General features: G+C 57.6%; 19 protein-coding genes. 14 read left to right on the top strand and 5 right to left on the bottom strand.

Going from position 1 to position 14,054, the window contains the following annotated elements; genetic code table 11:
- The 4 genes from G9Q84_RS12025 to G9Q84_RS12010 all read right to left on the bottom strand — a co-directional run bounded on the left by G9Q84_RS12025 (nucleotide 1) and on the right by G9Q84_RS12010 (nucleotide 1,522).
- Entirely contained in the window at nucleotides 1-324 is a 324-nt protein-coding gene (locus G9Q84_RS12025; protein WP_181643391.1) for a pyocin activator PrtN family protein, read from the bottom strand.
- Nucleotides 325-464: 140 nt separating this feature from the next.
- Nucleotides 465-749: a phage antirepressor KilAC domain-containing protein gene (locus G9Q84_RS12020; protein ID WP_181643390.1), complete on the bottom strand. Its 285-nt coding sequence runs from the start codon at nucleotides 747-749 to the stop codon at nucleotides 465-467.
- 9 nt (nucleotides 750-758) lie between these two features.
- On the bottom strand, nucleotides 759-1,349 hold the full coding sequence (locus tag G9Q84_RS12015) for a hypothetical protein (protein WP_181643389.1): 591 nt from the start codon (nucleotides 1,347-1,349) through the stop codon (nucleotides 759-761).
- Nucleotides 1,346-1,522 carry a hypothetical protein gene (locus tag G9Q84_RS12010; protein WP_181643388.1) on the bottom strand — a complete coding sequence of 59 codons (177 nt, stop codon included), beginning with the start codon at nucleotides 1,520-1,522 and terminating at the stop codon, nucleotides 1,346-1,348. Before G9Q84_RS12010 ends, G9Q84_RS12015 begins: the two co-directional genes overlap by 4 nt.
- A 200-nt stretch (nucleotides 1,523-1,722) precedes the next feature.
- On the opposite strand from G9Q84_RS12010, the gene G9Q84_RS12005 reads away from it, so the two are divergent.
- Together G9Q84_RS12005 and G9Q84_RS12000 are read left to right on the top strand one after the other, a co-directional pair.
- Nucleotides 1,723-2,172: a hypothetical protein gene (locus G9Q84_RS12005; protein WP_181643387.1), complete on the top strand. Its 450-nt coding sequence runs from the start codon at nucleotides 1,723-1,725 to the stop codon at nucleotides 2,170-2,172.
- Nucleotides 2,169-2,537 (top strand): hypothetical protein, encoded by a 369-nt coding sequence (locus tag G9Q84_RS12000; protein WP_181643386.1) that lies wholly within the window; start codon nucleotides 2,169-2,171, stop codon nucleotides 2,535-2,537. Before G9Q84_RS12005 ends, G9Q84_RS12000 begins: the two co-directional genes overlap by 4 nt.
- 12 nt (nucleotides 2,538-2,549) lie before the next feature.
- On the opposite strand, the gene G9Q84_RS11995 is transcribed toward G9Q84_RS12000, so the two are convergent.
- Entirely contained in the window at nucleotides 2,550-3,275 is a 726-nt protein-coding gene (locus G9Q84_RS11995; RefSeq protein WP_181643385.1) for a LexA family protein, read from the bottom strand.
- Between the two features lie 78 nt (nucleotides 3,276-3,353).
- Between G9Q84_RS11995 and G9Q84_RS11990 the strand changes: the two genes are divergently transcribed.
- The 12 genes from G9Q84_RS11990 (at nucleotide 3,354) to G9Q84_RS11935 (ending at nucleotide 14,025) form a co-directional block, all read left to right on the top strand.
- Nucleotides 3,354-3,614: a hypothetical protein gene (locus G9Q84_RS11990; protein WP_181643384.1), complete on the top strand. Its 261-nt coding sequence runs from the start codon at nucleotides 3,354-3,356 to the stop codon at nucleotides 3,612-3,614.
- 329 nt (nucleotides 3,615-3,943) lie between these two features.
- Entirely contained in the window at nucleotides 3,944-4,462 is a 519-nt protein-coding gene (locus G9Q84_RS11985; protein ID WP_181643383.1) for a phage regulatory CII family protein, read from the top strand.
- The gene (locus G9Q84_RS11980; RefSeq protein WP_181643382.1) at nucleotides 4,455-4,682 is read left to right on the top strand and encodes a TraR/DksA C4-type zinc finger protein; all 228 of its coding nucleotides are present in this window, start codon (nucleotides 4,455-4,457) and stop codon (nucleotides 4,680-4,682) included. The genes G9Q84_RS11985 and G9Q84_RS11980 overlap by 8 nt, the downstream gene beginning before the upstream one ends.
- A complete protein-coding gene (locus tag G9Q84_RS11975; RefSeq protein ID WP_181643381.1) occupies nucleotides 4,672-6,888 on the top strand; it encodes a VapE domain-containing protein in 2,217 nt (738 codons plus the stop codon). Before G9Q84_RS11980 ends, G9Q84_RS11975 begins: the two co-directional genes overlap by 11 nt.
- The gene (locus G9Q84_RS11970; RefSeq protein WP_090407652.1) at nucleotides 6,881-7,240 is read left to right on the top strand and encodes a PA0613 family protein; all 360 of its coding nucleotides are present in this window, start codon (nucleotides 6,881-6,883) and stop codon (nucleotides 7,238-7,240) included. Before G9Q84_RS11975 ends, G9Q84_RS11970 begins: the two co-directional genes overlap by 8 nt.
- 517 nt (nucleotides 7,241-7,757) lie before the next feature.
- Nucleotides 7,758-8,102, top strand: coding sequence for a phage holin family protein (locus tag G9Q84_RS11965; RefSeq protein WP_099489023.1), 345 nt, complete (start codon nucleotides 7,758-7,760; stop codon nucleotides 8,100-8,102).
- Between the two features lie 203 nt (nucleotides 8,103-8,305).
- Nucleotides 8,306-8,863 carry a terminase small subunit gene (locus tag G9Q84_RS11960; protein ID WP_099602585.1) on the top strand — a complete coding sequence of 186 codons (558 nt, stop codon included), beginning with the start codon at nucleotides 8,306-8,308 and terminating at the stop codon, nucleotides 8,861-8,863.
- Between the two features lie 4 nt (nucleotides 8,864-8,867).
- Nucleotides 8,868-10,874 (top strand): phage terminase large subunit family protein, encoded by a 2,007-nt coding sequence (locus G9Q84_RS11955; RefSeq protein ID WP_181643380.1) that lies wholly within the window; start codon nucleotides 8,868-8,870, stop codon nucleotides 10,872-10,874.
- Nucleotide 10,875: 1 nt separating this feature from the next.
- Complete coding sequence (locus G9Q84_RS11950; protein WP_034106735.1) at nucleotides 10,876-11,082, top strand: phage head-tail joining protein; 207 nt, start codon at nucleotides 10,876-10,878, stop codon at nucleotides 11,080-11,082.
- A complete protein-coding gene (locus G9Q84_RS11945) occupies nucleotides 11,082-12,563 on the top strand; it encodes a phage portal protein (RefSeq protein ID WP_181643379.1) in 1,482 nt (493 codons plus the stop codon). Before G9Q84_RS11950 ends, G9Q84_RS11945 begins: the two co-directional genes overlap by 1 nt.
- Nucleotides 12,560-13,690, top strand: a complete 1,131-nt coding sequence (locus tag G9Q84_RS11940) for a head maturation protease, ClpP-related (RefSeq protein WP_181643378.1) — start codon at nucleotides 12,560-12,562, stop codon at nucleotides 13,688-13,690. Before G9Q84_RS11945 ends, G9Q84_RS11940 begins: the two co-directional genes overlap by 4 nt.
- Nucleotides 13,687-14,025 (top strand): head decoration protein, encoded by a 339-nt coding sequence (locus tag G9Q84_RS11935; protein ID WP_181643377.1) that lies wholly within the window; start codon nucleotides 13,687-13,689, stop codon nucleotides 14,023-14,025. The genes G9Q84_RS11940 and G9Q84_RS11935 overlap by 4 nt, the downstream gene beginning before the upstream one ends.
- The last annotated feature ends 29 nt before the right edge of the window (nucleotides 14,026-14,054 follow it).

Below are 14,054 nucleotides of genomic sequence, written 5' to 3'. Positions count from 1 at the left end.
TCACACCTCGTCGCCTGCGGCTTCTATGCGCGGCATTTCTTCATCCGCCCTGTAGGCGCGAATGTCGATTAGTGAGGCCACATGCTTGATGTGGGCGTACTTCGGTGCCTTGCGGCTGTTGACCAGCGTTGTCACGGGCAGTTGAATTCGGCCTGTGGTAATTGCGTCGGCAAAAGATCCCTCGTTGAGGTTTCGGAAGTATCGCTCCCGCAACTTTTCCACCGGGATCAAAACGTCACCAAAGGTCCGGTACAGCAGTTCGACTGTCGCCGGATCGGGTGCGGGCAGCAGTCTTAGTGGCTGTTGGTCAGCGTGTGCAGTCATTGTGTTTCTTCCGTTGAGGATGATTCCAGGCATTCAGACAATGGCGTTTGGTCAGCTCCCGCAGATGCTCTGGCACTTCGAGGAGCGCGGAGTTGCGCTCCTCTCTTGTGCGCATGGCGACGATCTGGCGGGCGTACTCCCTAGGCCACGTCACGGTTGTCTGCCGGGATGGCTGGCAGTTCTAGCCCCAGTTGCTCGGCCAGCCAGAGCATCCCGGCTTGCCGGACCTTGGTCGACTGGCTGTACTGCATGCCAGCGGTCTCGTGGTACCAGTTGCCGTTCTTGATCCGCAGATACTCACGGTCACGGACGGGGAGCACCGGCAGGTTGCGGTCATTGAGCAAGCTCTTTTCACGCATGAGCGCAATCAGCTTGGGGCGGGAGATGCCGAAGTACTTAGCGGCTTTTTCCAGGCTACGTTCCATCTCGGCCTCCTACGCTGCATGTGCGGCAGGTGTAGCTGCTGCGGCCAAGTGGTTAATGGATTCGATGACCATTCCGTAAAGCTCAACGTCTGTCCCGTACACCGTGAAGCACTTGGTGCGCGGCGACTTCACGCCTATGCCCATGATGGTGGTGATGCCGGAGCGGGTTTTGTTACGGTGAACCGCCAGGTAAATGGGCTGCTCGAAGCCCAGGTCGAGACTGATCGTGCCGCCGGTGCGAACCAGCTCGAACACTTGTTGCTTGTGTACAACATCAAACGCGCCATAGCAGCGGTTTGCGTGGAGAGTCGGCGGTGATTCAGGCAGTGCGCTGGGATCGGCCGGGCCGTTGGCAATTTCTTCGATGAAGTCGGCCAGTTTGAGGTGCATTTTTTTATTGTTGGTTAGAGTCAGCGTGTGGCGATTGCTCCCTATTTCAACAGTAAAGTGCGTGTCGGCCTTACTGCGTTCGACTTTCAGGCGGAAACCCAGCACATCGCGACGTGGTGTGGTACGCAGCGTGTGGTTGAAAGTCTCGCTGAGATTGACCTGGGCATGCAGCAGGGCAAGGGTACGGTTGTCGAGTTTAAACTTGTTCACGCCGCTTGCCCTCCGTCGTTCGAATCGAACGGCGCGGGCGCGGTGTACTGTTTTAGCTTGGGTTTGGATGCGATGAAGGTGCACCCGCAATCTTGCGCCAAGCGGCGAATTTCGAAGATGCGGAAGGGATTAGCAGCGGCCGGGTGGGCGTGCAGGGTGGCTGTGGTGCGCATGGTGTTGCCTCGCTCTGTGGTGGAAGAGTGAGGCAAATATCAACTGATGGTTGCGATATGTCAACAACCATTGGTTGATATTCTGTTTCGTGTGTGTAATTCGCTCTGTCTTCGTAGGCTAAGGTTGAAATTAAGTGTACGATTCCGTTAGATTCACGCGACGAGATTTATTAGTGCAGACATGGAATTAGGTGCCACGCATGACATTGGATGGATTCATTTCTGCAGTAAGCTTTCTATCTGATATGGCATCTTGGTTAGCATCTTCGATAGCGATCTATTTATTTGTCACGAAGAGAAAAGCAATTGCTTCTGTTTTTTCGGTTTTAATTAATTACTCTCACCAGCTCACGCTGTCAGAAATTAAAGAAAAGCTTGAGCTTTTGAATAATTTCAATGCGAATGAGCCAGGGCATACGGAGACTATCTCTAACATATTTCACGATTTGCTTGGCCAAATGCGTGGGAATGATAAATTAATTGTCTTGATGTCAGTTCAGATCGAAAAATTAGAAGTGCTTTTTGATCGTGATGTCAAAGTCAAACCTATCACGGAGGCGAAGAAGCGCGCTTTGATAAGCGAAATTCGTGAAAAGGTTAGGCATCTTAATGTTCAGAATATAGATGAGCTTGCTGGGAGTAAGTCATGAGCAAAATAGTAATAGCCGCAAATGCAATGATCGAAAATAAAGATAAAATTTCATTGGTTATTCCCGGCAAACATCAGACTGAAGTATTTTTTGTCTTCGACGGCAGATATAAGTGGTCAGTGCTCAAAAGAAATGACGGTCATTTTAATCTGACCTATTACCCGGGGCGCCAGACCATTGACGAATTGGCGTCCTTCGATGAGCATGACTGGATAGACTTCACCCAACAGGTCGTTTATACAACTAAGGATCTAGCTACTAGAGAAAGTATGGAAACTTTTCAAGAGCTTTATAGTTTGCTGAACGATCTTAAGTACGGGATGGATGGCGTGCTTGACGATATTATAAATTCTTTAGATTTTTAAATTTGTCTGGGGCTACTCTGGAAGGAACGCCCCAACTACCTTTCCGCATATGTGAGTCTCTTCAGTTATCTCTATTATTGGGTACTGAGGGTTAATAGGCCGTAAAAATTGACGCCCTGCATCAGCTACCAGTATTTTGAAAGTGGCTTCATTAGTGCGCGGTACCCTTGCAATCACTCTGTCACCTGTTTTGCTTTCAGCTTCAGGATCTACGAAAATTATACAACCTGCTGGATAGCTTCGCCCAGGGCCTGGGTTAGTCATCGAGTCTCCAAGTACCTTTAGTGCATATCCACTTTGACTAATAGCTACCGGGCAAGAAAGCCAAGTTTCGCCGTCATGTAACTCAAAATTAGCTTCGCACCATGCACCCGCTTGTACCCAAGAAATTAATGGCACCTTTCCAAAGTTTCGGGTTACTTCTCCGATATTACTTTCGTGCCCAGAGTGCATTTGGTGAAGGTTGTTCTCCTTATGCGACTTTTTCGGTAACACGCCATATTCCAACCACTCTCGTCGTACCTTCAACCAAGCACAGAGAGCGGCCATGCTATCCGCCTCAGCAATTGCTTCGCCATTCAGCCATTTACTTACTGCTTGAGTGCTTTTTTTCACTCCAGCGGTCTTAAGCTGTTTGTGGATATCCACACCACGTCCCCGGGTGCGTACACCGGCGTCGTCGAGTGCTTCGTGAAGGCGCGCCGTGAAAGCTGCCCGTAGCTCGTTCTTATCAACCATGAGTTGATACTCTCACAGGGGTTGCGCAATAGTCAGTTGATGTTAATATCAACCTAGAGTTGATAATTGGAGGTTGCCATGTTGGACCCCGCAGATTTTCCGAACGCCATCGCGTTCGCATTTGAAGCAGTAGGCGGCATTGGTGCCGCCTCCAAGGTGTGTGAAAGGAGCTATCAAGCGCTCAATAAATGGCGCTTAGCTGCCAGTCTTCCCCGCACCGATTACACCGGTGAAACCCACTACGCAAAACTTTTAGCGACCGCTGCGGAGCAGAAGGGCAACGCATTTGACGCTGCCTGGTTGCTCAACGCATCGGCCCCGCAGAAAGCTGCAGCGTAGGCAGAAAAAAGGCGACCCAAGGGCCGCCCAGTTTCTCCCGGCACACACCACCACAGTGCTGTCGGGTCGCGATAAGGAGTTGAGGGCACACCACATGCTAACCACCTCTCTTTACCGCGCTTCCAAGGCACGGAGGCCTTGGGTTGCTGCCTTTTCCACCACAGATTAGGCAGCTGTTGCGCCAGAGGTGAGAGACGGATCACTCACCTCTGCGCGGTGCCGGTTTCGATCTTGAGGATCTTGCCGGCGTTTGGGCCCTTTCAAGCCACGCGGCAAATGTAACACCACTGCAAGCCGCGCGGCACTGGCAACTTATAAGGATTAATGCCATGAGCCGAATTGCTCTGAGTTGCGTTGATCGAGCACAACGGGAAGTCCTGACGCTCGAATTAGCGCTTTACCATGCCGCACGCGATTATCCGGGTGGCGCCGCTGCAATCGCCGCCACCACAGGCCGCAATGCCACAACGCTGCAACACAAGTTGTCCCCTACCCACCCCTCGCACACGGTCAATGTTCAAGAGTTTGGCGAGATCCTCGAACTGACCAAGGACCGCCGGATTCTCGATGCGGTGCATGGTCTTGTCGGCGATACGATGTGGCAGGAATTGGCCGAGGCGTATACCAACGACATGCCGGAGACATTGACCACCGGCATTGCGGTCTACTTCCGCCAGGTGGCTGATCTGGCTGACACCTGGGCCAAGAGCATTGGCGACGGTGTTGTGAGTGATCACGAGCTGGCCGAGATTCGCCTGCAGGTGTTTCGCGGAATCCAGGGGCTGTTGGGCATGCTCAACCGTGCTCAATACGTCAACCAGACAACGCGGGGGGCGGACCGTGGCTGATATCGCTGACTTTGCAAATGACCTGGTGCAAGAGCGCCTGGATCAGGCTCTTGCTGCACGCCGAGCCAACAAGCCTGTCGCTGCTGCACATTCATTCATGTTGTGCGAGGTCTGTGATACGCCAATCCCAGAAGGGCGCCGCCTTGCTCTCCCTGGCTGTACTCACTGTGTGACGTGCCAAGAAATCGACGAAATCATGGTGGCTCGCCATGCTCGATGAGGTACTGAATCAGTTCGCGGATTATGGCCTCGAACCTGCCCAGCCCTTGGTGTTCGGCAAGCTCACCCGCTGCAAAACCACCCAGGACAAGGGCAAGGAAAAAAACGGCTGGTACGTCGTTCACGAACACCGCACCGAGAAGAACGAGACGCTGATCTTCGGCAGCTTCGGTGACTGGCGCTCGGGCGAATCGGCGAAAATCAAGGTCAAGGCCGTGCGTATGAGTCCCGAAGAGCGCGATGTCATGCGTGCTCGGCAGGAAGATGCCAAGCGGAAGGCTGCCGAGATTGCGGCCAACGCGTCACGCCGAGCGGCCAACCGTGCTGCCGGCTTGTTCAAGCGCATGCCCGAAAAGGGCAAGAGCGCTTATCTGGATCGAAAGCAGATCGTAGGTTTCAAGGTTCGCTATGCGCCACGTACAGGCGCATTTTTAGTGCCCATGTGCAACGTGCGCGACCAGATCGTCGGCCTGCAGGTGATCTTCCCCGAGAAGCAAGAGGACACCGGTCGCGACAAAGCGTATTGGCCCTACGGCATGTCGAAGGAAGGCGCCTTCCACCTGATCGGTCCGCACCCTGAACCCGGCGAGCCGGTGCTGGTATGTGAGGGCTACGCCACGGGCGCAAGCCTGCACATGGCGACTTCGCTTCCTGTCGCTATCGCTTTCGATGCGGGCAACCTGCTGCCGGTTTCCAAGGCCATGCGCGAGCGCTTCCCCGGTTGCCCGTTGATCATTTGTCGCGACGATGACTGGAAGACTAAGCGTCCGAACGGTGACTCCTGGAACCCTGGCGAAGAGAAGGCCAATAACGCCGCGCTCGTCGTCGGCGGTCAAGTGGTCGCCCCGGTGTTCTCTGGCTTGCGCGAGATCAAGTGGACCGACTTCAATGACCTGCACGTCGCCGAAGGATTGGAGTCCGTCCGCCGCCAGGTGCTGGCGGTGGTCAAGCCTCCTGCAGCGGGTGGCTGGAAAGACCAACTAGCGCGGACTGAAAACGGCTCGCTGATCGCGCACATGCAAAACGTTGAGTTGATCCTGGGCAACGACGAACGCTGGGCCGGTGTCATCGGTTATAGCGTGTTCAGCTCCAAGATTGTCAAACTGCGGTCCGCGCCCTTTGGCGGCGGTGCCGGTGATTGGGCCGACATCGACGATATGCGCGTGATGAAGTGGCTCGCACAGCAGTACAACCTGCGCGTGAAGGCCTCTCAAGTGATCGAAGCGGTCAGCGTGGTTGCCCACGACCATGCCTTCCATCCGGTGCGCGAGTACCTGGAGAAACTGAAGTGGGACCGCGTGCCACGCATTGAAACCTGGCTGACCGACGTGCTGGGCGTCCAAGCCAGCGAGTACTCGGCCAAGGTCGGCAAGCGTTGGCTGATCTCGGCAGTTGCTCGGGTGATGCGCCCAGGCTGCAAGGCCGACTCGGTGATGATCCTCGAAGGCGGGCAGGGTGCCGGTAAGTCCACTGCCATGGGCGTCCTCGGTGGCGAGTGGTTCATGGACACTCCCTTTGCTCTTGGCGATAAGGACAGCTTCCAGGCCATTCGCGGCAAGTGGATTGTCGAGCTGGGGGAGCTGGACAGCTTCAACAAGGCGGAAAGCACCAAGGCCAAGCAGTTCTTCTCCGCGTCCACCGACACCTACCGCGAGAGCTATGGCCGCAGAACGAATGACGTGCCACGCCAGTGTGTTTTCGTGGGTACCACCAACCAAGAGGAATACCTCAAGGATGCCACGGGCAACCGTCGCTATTGGCCGGTGTTCTGCAACAAGGTCGATCTGGAGCAACTGCGCGAGATCCGCGATCAGTTATGGGCTGAGGCGCTTTTCTGCTTCGAGGCTGGCGATATTTGGTGGGTGAACAAGGACGAGTCCTGGATGTTCGCCGAGGCGCAGGACGAGCGTTTCGTGGTTGACGAATGGGAGGGGCCAATCCTCGCCTGGATGGAAGAGTCGCAGATCGGCGAAACCGCCACCGGCAACGAGATCCTGACCCAGGCGCTGAAGCTGGACTTCGGCCATTGGGGTAAGCCTGAGCAGATGCGGGTCGGGGCGATTATGCACCGGCTGGGCTGGCGGAAGCGTCGCATGCCGGCATTGGCAAAAAGTGGCGTGCGGCCATGGGCCTACGAAAAGCCCAAGGCTTGGGGTCGAGCGTCTGCCTTGCAGCAGTCGGTGATCGAGGAACCATGCTTTGATTAAAGAGATCGATACACGACTAAGGACGTGGGCAGAAGAGCTGCACAGCGACTTCACCAAGGGTGGGCTTGCAGGCGGCAACATGGTCGCCATGATGATGGAGAGTAACGGTCAGTTGATCCGAGGTCGGCGGGCGTTTCGTGCTCCGCTGGAGGGCTCTCTTGATATCGAGTTGATCGTGAATAAGCATCTGGACCAAGAGCTTGCGACTGTCGTTCGTGAGCACTACTGCAACCACGACACCGACATGCGCTTGAAGTATGCCCATTGCGAATGTGGGCGCGACACCTACTATCTGCGCCTGCACGCAGCCCACCTGCATATCGCATTCATGCTGATGGAGGCGGCTGCATGATCGTCGGCGTCACTTCGCGTGCCCCTGTCCAACTGTCCTGCCTTGTCCGACTAGCATTTAGCGCGGTCGGACTGGCGCAGCCCGCGCCGTTGTTGGCCTGTCCTACCGTCCAACCTTTACCCGCCCATCGCACACATGAGCATAGCGGGCACGTATTCGCGCCAATGGCGCGCACGCGTGCTTTTAGCTTTCTCTCTATACACAAGAGAAAAGTAAAAAAGGTAGGACAGTAGGTCAGAGCCACGAATTCAGGCGCCTTTAGCTGTCCTACTTCGATTCAATATAGTGGGACAGTAGGACAGCGCCGAAGGCGCTTATAGCCGAACTATAGATATTCACCGACATTCCCTAGACGTACCCAGGATATTGGCCGGGTGGCATTAAAACAGGCTTGCTGCCACCGGAATCAACCTGTAAAAAGTACCCATCTTCGATAGGTGCGACCGCAAGCAGCGGGACACACCACCACACTAAACCCGGCCATTGCGCCGGGTTTTTGCGTTTATGGGGTAGGGCGATGACAAACGAGCAGCAAGCGCTTATTGAGATGCCGATCTGGATGGTGATCGTACTGTCCCTGGTCGGCGGGATTTCCGGCGAGGCATGGCGGGCCGACAAGGCGGGGGTGAGCGGTTGGTCCTTGGTCCGCCGCTTGCTCCTTCGGTCCGGGGCCTGTGTGGTTTGCGGACTGTCCACCATGATGTTGTTGCACGCATCGGGCATGTCGGTCCTAGCGGCGGGGAGCATTGGCTGCCTCACCGCGATGGCCGGCGCCGATGTCGCCATCGGCCTGTACGAACGCTGGGCCGCCAAGCGGTTGGGCGTGTGCGATGTGCCGCCCTCGGGCAGTGGACAGGTTTGATTTGCTAGAGGCCACGGAATACGTGGCCTCTAGCGGTTTGCTTCAAAATGGTGCGCCGAAAAGTCGCCGGGGACCCTGGCGGCATTCGAGGGACACGGGGCATGAAACCCGCGGGAAAGTGTTAGCGGACAGTTCACCAGCTTAGTGAACCGAGGTGAACAGGTGAACAACACCGGATTCATTGGTGAACAGGAGATTCCATCATGACCGTAATTAGCAAAACGGAGTTTGCGGCACGACGTGGCTGGGCCAAATCTTATGTTTCCAAGCTGGCTAATCAGGATCGCCTGGTGCTGACCGATGACGGCAAAGTAGAGCTGGAAGCTACCGAGGCATTGCTGGCGGAGTCGGCGGATCCCAGCAAAGCCGCTGTTGCCGACCGTCATAACCGGCTTCGTCTTGAGCGAGAGGCGAAAACAGCCGCCGAAGAACCTGCGGTGCCGCAAGTTGGGCAAGCGGTAGACTTTCAGAAGTCTCGCGCTCTGCGAGAGCACTACCTTGCTCTTCAGGAGCAAGACAACTATCGCAAACAACAAGGCACCCTGGTGGATCGCGAAGCAGTGGAAACAGGTGCCTACAATGCGGGCCGTCTGTTGCGTGATCAACTGCTTGGAATGCCCCCACAGCTTGCCCCAGAGCTGGCTGCAATGACCGACCCTTGGATAATCGAAAGGCATTTGACAGCTGCCATCCGGCGTTCGCTGGAGGACGCTGAACGTATGTCTACCTCTGACCTTGAACATGCACTAACCATGAGTTAACCCCATGCACACGGAAATTCCTGATGGTGCAGAGGTGTACCGTGAGGCGTATTTCCGTGGGCTCCAGCCCGATCCGGACGTTTGGATTGACCAGTGGGCTGACGAATACATGCGGATCCCGCGTGACTCGGGTGCCGCTGAGCCAGGCCAATACCGAACCTCGCGTACACCTTATGCTCGCGAGCCCATGCGCTGCCTTTCGCCGGCTCACCCATGCAAGCGCGTGATAACGATGGTCGCCTCCCAGTTAATGAAAACGCAGATCGGATTGAACTGGATGGGCGGCTTAATCCATATGGCGCCGTCCAACATTCTTGCGCTGCTTCCCAGCCTAGGCCTGGCGAAACGGGTGTCGTCTCGTATCAGCAAAACTATCAAGGCCACTCCCGTGCTACGCGAGCGTGTTGCCTCCAGCCGGTCGCGAGATTCACGCAACACCATGGACACCAAGGAGTTCGAGGGCGGCTCGCTGTATGTCACCACTGCGGGCTCTGCGGCCAACTTGGCCGAGTTGTCGGCGCGCTACATCTACGGCGATGAAGTTGATCGCTGGGAGGTCGATGTGGGCGATGAGGGTGACCCTATCGAACTAGCGGAAACGCGGGGTAGTACTTTTGGCCGCAACGCAAAGTTCTATTTTTCGAGCTCGCCGACGATCAAGGGCGCGTCACGCATTGCCGATCTGTTTGAATCCAGCGACCAGCGTTATTACTACGTGCCATGCCCCCACTGTGGCCACATGCAGGTGCTTGAATGGGAAAACCTTCTCTACTCAGCCGACTTTAGCGTGGTGCATTACAAATGCGCTGCGTCCGGTTTGGACTGCGATGTGTTGATCGAAGAGCACTTCAAGGGACAGATGTTAGCCAAGGGTGAATGGCGCTCCCACACCCAAGGCGATGGTGAGACCGTGGGGTTCCACCTCAATGCGCTGTATTCACCGCCGGGGTGGATGGATTGGCGGTCGCTGGCTAAGCAGTTCGAAAAGGCCAAAAAGGCTCAGGCTAAGGGTGACCTTGAACCCATGCAGGTGTTCTACAACACTCGTCTGGCAAAGGTCTGGGACAGTGCACAAGAGCAGACGAAGGCATCGGTCCTGATCGAGCGGGCTCGTAGGGAGGGTTTCTCCCTCGGTGCGGTACCTGCTGCTGTGATGATGATCACTGGCTCTGTCGACGTGCAGGCCGATCGCCTGGAGTTCATGGCAATGGGCTGGGGTGTCGGCATGGAGCGCTGGGTCATCGATCACCGAGTAATCGCCGGTGACCCATCAGATGAGCGTACCTGGGCTGTCCTCGACGAGCTGCTCAAGGAGCGCTATCGACACCCTTGCGGCGTTGGCCTGGGCATTCTTGCGGTTGCTGTCGACTCCGGTGGCCATCACACGGATGAGGTGTATCAGTTCTGCCGCGTACGGCGCTGGCGCAACATCTTCGCCATTAAGGGCGCGAGCAAGCCCGGCAAGCCGGTGATCGCTCAGCGGCCTTCGATGGTTGATGTGACCTGGAAGGGGCAGACCGAACGCGGTGGCGCAGAGCTTTGGTTTGTCGGTACAGACACTGCAAAGGACTGGATCTACAACCGCTACCCGTTTGAGTCTGGCCCAGGTGCGGTGCACTTTGCCAACGACCTGCCGGATGAGTTCTTCGTCCAGTGCGTGGCCGAGCGAAAGGTCGCTAAGTACGTGCGTGGTCACAAGCGTATCGAGTGGATCAAAGGCAAGGCCGAGCGCAACGAAGCGCTCGATCTGATGGTGTATTGCCTGGCAATGGCACATTACCTCGGCATCAACCGCTATCAGGAGCACGACTGGGAGCGGGTGCGGAACTCTCTGGCCCAGGCGGGATTGTTCGATGAAAAGGTGGTCACCGCCGAGCGTGTCACGGTCGCCGAGCCGGCTCACGTGACACCACAACCAGCGCCGCAACCCGATGCCCTGGTCGCCCAACCGCGACCGGCTTCACCCCCACGACGCCGCAGCTCCACCAGCGGTTACCTGAAGAGACGCTGATATGTCGTTTACCCCGAAGCACCTCGAAGTCATCGAGCGCGCCATTGCACGCGGTGAAAAGACCGTGCGATACAGCGACCGCACGGTGGAGTACCGCTCTATCGACGAACTGCTTAAGGCCCGCGACGAGATCCGCACGTCGCTGAGCCAAGCCGCCGGGCCGCGCTCTCGCGTGATCCGGCTTACCCACGGAGGCAAGGGAATCTAATGGCTCGAAACTATCCGACGCTCACCCGTAATGGATTCTTGCTGCCGTCGAACATCAAGGCCAGTTACGAAGGCGCCGGTGAGGGCCGACGTTCGGCCAGTTGGGAAGCGTCTGACAACGGCATTAACAGCATCAACACCCCGGCCCTGCGCAACCTGCGTGCGCGTTCGCGGGCGGCGGTGCGCAATGACCCGTACGCGTTCAACGTCATCGACAAACGCGTCAGCAACCTGATCGGCACCGGGATCACGCCCAGGCCGACCACGGACGACGCCGAGCTGCGCAAGCTCAAGCAGCAGCTGTGGGATGACTGGGCGTCCGAGGCGGATGCCGATGAGCTGACCGACTTCTACGGCATGCAGGCTCTGGTGGCGCGCACCGTTGAAACGGCCGGTGAATGCTTTGTGCGATTGCGACCCCGCAGCCCGAGCGAAGGTTTGGCAGTGCCGCTGCAGTTGCAGGCGCTGGCCCCTGAATTTGTCCCTCACGATAAATTCGAGATGGCCAAAAACGGCAACGTGATCCGGGCGGGGATCGAGTTCAACCCGGCGGGCAAGCGTGTGGCGTATTACATGTACCTGTCGCATCCCCGCGACTCGTCGTCATTGAACGCTGGCTATAACCAGTTGGTGCGCGTACCGGCAACACAGGTGCTGCACATCTTCGAACCGATGGAGCCTGGTCAACTACGTGGCGTGCCGCGTTTGGCGCCGGTATTGAAGCGCTTGCGCAGCCTGGACAACTACGATGACGCGGTGCTGTTCAGGCAGGAAGTGGCGAACCTGTTTGCCGGTTTCATCAAACGGCCATCACCGGAGATGGGGCAACAACCGCGTGACCCTGTCACTGGGCAACTCCTGACCACCGACCGCGATGGCTTCACGCCGATGGTCGCCCTGGAGCCCGGCACCATGCAGGAGCTGGGACCAGGTGAAGAGGTGGAGTTCTCCAAGCCACCGGACGCCGGCAACAACTACCCGGACTTTATGCGGCAGCAGCTGATGGCTGCTGCTGCGGGCTCGGGCACGCCATACGAGATCCTCACGGGCGACATGCGCGAGGTCAACGACCGGGCGCTGCGGGTGGTGCTCAACGAGTTCCGGCGGCGCCTGGAGCAGCTGCAATTCGGCGTGTATGTGCATCAGCTATGTCGCCCGGTGCGGGCTGCCTGGATGGACATGGCGGTGTTGTCCGGCGCCCTGGTGCTGGAGGATTACGCGCAACGTCGACGCGAATACCTGCGCACACGTTGGGTGCCGCAAGGATGGGCCTACATCCAGCCAGTGCAGGACGTACAGGCACGGCGGATGGAGGTACAAGCGGGCTTTGCCTCTCGCAGCGAGATGGTGCTGCGTACCGGTTACGACGCGGAAACGGTCGACACGGAAAATGCGGCCGATCTCGTACGAGCCACGAACCTCGGCCTCAACTACACGACTCTTGAAGCCATCGAGCTGAACGATGACAAGGAACAACAATGAGCAAAAAAGCCAAGCCCCGCGTTTATGACAAGGCGGGCAAGCAGGTCAAGGTCGCCGACAAAAGCTGGTACACCCTCCAGGCCAGTGGCGAGGCTGAGCAACGCAGTATCGAGATCTTCGTGTACGGCGAGATCGGCGCCTGGGGCGTCACCGCCAACCAGTTCGTGCAGGATCTGCGCGCCATGGATGACGGCGCGTCCCCGGTGATCGTCGCTTTCAACAGCATCGGCGGTGATCTGTTCGACGGTCTGGCGATCCACAACGCTTTGTCCCGGCTGGGCGAGCGCTGTACGGGGCGCATTGATGCACTGGCGGCGAGCGCGGCCAGTGTCGCGGTGTGCGGCGCTCACCGGGTAGTGATCGCGGCCAACGCCATGTTGATGATTCACAACCCCTACACCTTTACCGGTGGTGATGCCGAAGACTTCCGTCGCGTCGCTGACGTGCTGGACCAGACCCTGGAAGCGATTATCGCGGCCTACAAAGCCAAGGCGCCCAACATCGACGAAGCCGAGCTGCGGCGCATGGTCAATGCGGAAACCTGGCTCACGGCCAATGAAGCGGTGGCGCTGGGCCTGGCCGATGAAGTCGGCGACGGTCTCAAGGTCAGCGCCTGTCTCGGACAGGGCAGCGTGTTGCAGCGCTTCCAGAATGCCCCGCCCGAGCTGCTCGCCCAACTGGATGACGGGCCTGAAGTAGAACCGCCTGAGCCAGATCCTGCCCCTGTGCTGGATGCTGCCAAGCTGGCTCTGATGGTCACCCAGGGATGTGCAGCGGCCGGCATCAGCAACCTGGTGGACCCTATACTCGCTGCGACGAAGCTGGAAAGCGAAGCGGTGATCCAGGCAGCACTGAGCAATGCAAAAGCCTTGCACGGCCTCTGTGTCGCGGCACGACTGCCAGAGCTGACCGGCGAATTCATCACGGCGGGCCTGGATGAAGCTGCAGTTCGTGCGCGGCTCTTCGACAAGCTGGTCGGCAGTGGCGGCGGCTTTGAAATCAATAACAGCCTGCCGCTGGACGATGATCCAGCCCCAACGATCAAGGCCAAGCAGGTCGACACCCATTCAATCTGGTCCAGCCGTCAGGCGGCACAAAACGGTAACTCGAAAGGAGCAAGAGCATGAAAACTGAATCGATGCACGCAGGCGAGTTCCTGCTGTCCGAAGGTAACGGCACCATTTCCCGCGAAGCGATCAACGTCGCTGCAGGCCCTGCGTTAGAACCTGGACAGATTCTCGGTTTGGTCACCGCTACTGGTGAATTCGCGCCATACAACCCCACAGCTGAAGACGGGAGCGAGAACGCCCAGGCGATCCTCTTCGGCCCATTGAGCATGTCGGACGTGGTGCGCCGAGGACGTGCGGTGGTGCGTCTGGCGGAGGTCAGCGAAGCACACTTGACCGGCCTGGACCCCGCCGCTGAGAAAGCGCTGAACGCTCGAGACGTGATCGTCCGCTAAGGCGACTCGTTTAACCCCTTCAACCCGCA

Source organism: Pseudomonas sivasensis (genome assembly GCF_013778505.1).
Classification (GTDB): Bacteria; Pseudomonadota; Gammaproteobacteria; order Pseudomonadales; family Pseudomonadaceae; genus Aquipseudomonas; species Aquipseudomonas sivasensis.
The sequence above is the reverse complement of the archived record's forward strand: the minus strand, read 5'-3'. Positions and strand labels throughout refer to the sequence as shown.

What these genes read in the sequence shown, in the direction of transcription:
- G9Q84_RS12025 (WP_181643391.1), bottom strand. Translation starts at nt 324, where the DNA reads ATGACTGCACACGCTGACCAACAGCCACTAAGACTGCTGCCCGCACCC.
- G9Q84_RS12020 (WP_181643390.1), bottom strand. Translation starts at nt 749, where the DNA reads ATGGAACGTAGCCTGGAAAAAGCCGCTAAGTACTTCGGCATCTCCCGC.
- G9Q84_RS12010 (WP_181643388.1), bottom strand. Translation starts at nt 1,522, where the DNA reads ATGCGCACCACAGCCACCCTGCACGCCCACCCGGCCGCTGCTAATCCC.
- G9Q84_RS12005 (WP_181643387.1), top strand. Translation starts at nt 1,723, where the DNA reads ATGACATTGGATGGATTCATTTCTGCAGTAAGCTTTCTATCTGATATG.
- G9Q84_RS12000 (WP_181643386.1), top strand. Translation starts at nt 2,169, where the DNA reads ATGAGCAAAATAGTAATAGCCGCAAATGCAATGATCGAAAATAAAGAT.
- G9Q84_RS11995 (WP_181643385.1), bottom strand. Translation starts at nt 3,275, where the DNA reads ATGGTTGATAAGAACGAGCTACGGGCAGCTTTCACGGCGCGCCTTCAC.
- G9Q84_RS11990 (WP_181643384.1), top strand. Translation starts at nt 3,354, where the DNA reads ATGTTGGACCCCGCAGATTTTCCGAACGCCATCGCGTTCGCATTTGAA.
- G9Q84_RS11985 (WP_181643383.1), top strand. Translation starts at nt 3,944, where the DNA reads ATGAGCCGAATTGCTCTGAGTTGCGTTGATCGAGCACAACGGGAAGTC.
- G9Q84_RS11975 (WP_181643381.1), top strand. Translation starts at nt 4,672, where the DNA reads ATGCTCGATGAGGTACTGAATCAGTTCGCGGATTATGGCCTCGAACCT.
- G9Q84_RS11965 (WP_099489023.1), top strand. Translation starts at nt 7,758, where the DNA reads ATGACAAACGAGCAGCAAGCGCTTATTGAGATGCCGATCTGGATGGTG.
- G9Q84_RS11960 (WP_099602585.1), top strand. Translation starts at nt 8,306, where the DNA reads ATGACCGTAATTAGCAAAACGGAGTTTGCGGCACGACGTGGCTGGGCC.
- G9Q84_RS11955 (WP_181643380.1), top strand. Translation starts at nt 8,868, where the DNA reads ATGCACACGGAAATTCCTGATGGTGCAGAGGTGTACCGTGAGGCGTAT.
- G9Q84_RS11950 (WP_034106735.1), top strand. Translation starts at nt 10,876, where the DNA reads ATGTCGTTTACCCCGAAGCACCTCGAAGTCATCGAGCGCGCCATTGCA.
- G9Q84_RS11945 (WP_181643379.1), top strand. Translation starts at nt 11,082, where the DNA reads ATGGCTCGAAACTATCCGACGCTCACCCGTAATGGATTCTTGCTGCCG.
- G9Q84_RS11940 (WP_181643378.1), top strand. Translation starts at nt 12,560, where the DNA reads ATGAGCAAAAAAGCCAAGCCCCGCGTTTATGACAAGGCGGGCAAGCAG.
- G9Q84_RS11935 (WP_181643377.1), top strand. Translation starts at nt 13,687, where the DNA reads ATGAAAACTGAATCGATGCACGCAGGCGAGTTCCTGCTGTCCGAAGGT.